The organism is Candidatus Kurthia intestinigallinarum (assembly GCF_003991225.1).
Lineage (GTDB): Bacteria > Bacillota > Bacilli > Bacillales_A > Planococcaceae > Kurthia > Kurthia populi.
The window spans coordinates 1-1262 of the sequence record NZ_JTFC01000181.1 but is presented as its reverse complement, the minus strand read 5'-3'; the positions used below and the strand labels follow the sequence as shown (position 1 = coordinate 1262).

The 1262-nt window shown below is 38.2% G+C and carries 2 protein-coding genes; both read left to right on the top strand.

Annotated features, from left to right (window positions below):
• The first annotated feature begins 347 nt into the window (after positions 1-347).
• Positions 348-551 carry a hypothetical protein gene (locus QI30_RS19600; RefSeq protein WP_126992133.1) on the top strand — a complete coding sequence of 68 codons (204 nt, stop codon included), beginning with the start codon at positions 348-350 and terminating at the stop codon, positions 549-551.
• A 155-nt stretch (positions 552-706) separates the two neighbouring features.
• A partial coding sequence (locus QI30_RS19595; protein WP_148113920.1) for a hypothetical protein occupies positions 707-1262 on the top strand: 556 nt, incomplete at its 3' end.

Below are 1262 nucleotides of genomic sequence, written 5' to 3'. Positions count from 1 at the left end.
TCTTTGGCAGTTTACGACGCTCGGCTTTAATTTTTACAATCTCATAAATCGGCTCTAACGACTGGTTAGTAGGGTTTGTCATGGTGTTTCCTCCTTAGATTTTTTTGATTGCTTTAGCCGCAATCCCGAAGTCGGAAGGCTGAATTTTTTCCGATTTCTTGGCTATGCCATGCAGCTATTTGCAGCAATCAAAAAGCAAGGAATCGCCTTAGCGATAGCTCAAAATTTTTTGTAGCGTAAGCATGTTTAAACAAAAAATTTTGACGGTCCTTGCTTTTTGAGGTGAAACTCGGATAGCAGTGTGGTAGGCAGAATCTGCCACGCTGCTTGCCGCAAGTTGAACGCAAATGGCAAAGCCCAAGCAAATGATCTTATTGCTTGGGCGTATGGCGAAAGAAATCGAAAAAATGGGCACAATAAAAGTGACTGCCGTGACAGTCACTTCCGATTTGTCTTTTGTATTAGATGTTGATCTTCGCCTCGTTTGGTATGGCGGCCTAGCCGTAAACGATACAGGAATCTACTCGCTGTTAGGCACTTACAGCGAGTGATTATCGGAGCGTTTAATGCCAAAGCGACACGTACCCCTTCACACAAAGCGTCTTTTGCTTGTGATGAAGAGGTAGTGTGGGCAAAATATAGGTTGATTATTTTCTAAATTTTTAGTATTCTATAATGTCACTTAAAATTAGAGAGAAGGACACAAATGAGCAGTTTACAAAGAGCTCTTCACAAAAAGCAGCAAGCTAAAAAAATTATTCAAGAGTTACAACTTATCGAGAAATGGAGTAAAATCGGTACCTGTCATCTTGTCGGTGCCGCAGCCTATGATCTTATTGTTTCGCCAGATATTGACTTTGAAACATTCTGTGACGAAATTCATCCTGATCGCATTATGCAAGAACTAGCACCGCTTGTAGCAAATCCAAATGTAATGGAATTAAAGTATCATGATTATTCAAAAACGGATTTTAACGGTCATTATTTCAAGCTTGTTTATAAAGAACAAGACACCGAATGGACAATCGATATGTGGCTATTTTCTACAAATAAAGAAGGTGCTTTATCAAGAGATATGGTGCCCTTAATGAAAAGGCTTTTAACCAATTCATCAAGAAAAATCATTTTAGATATTAAAGAAGCTTTAATCGAAAGAAGTTTACAATTCCCATCCATCTTTATCTACCAAGCCGTTTTAGAATACGGCATAAAAAATATAGATGACTTTTTACTTTGGACAACTACAAATAACACAAGTATTC

Coding starts and splice junctions, on each gene's coding strand:
- QI30_RS19600 (WP_126992133.1), top strand. CDS start 348: ATGGCAAAGCCCAAGCAAATGATCTTATTGCTTGGGCGTATGGCGAAA.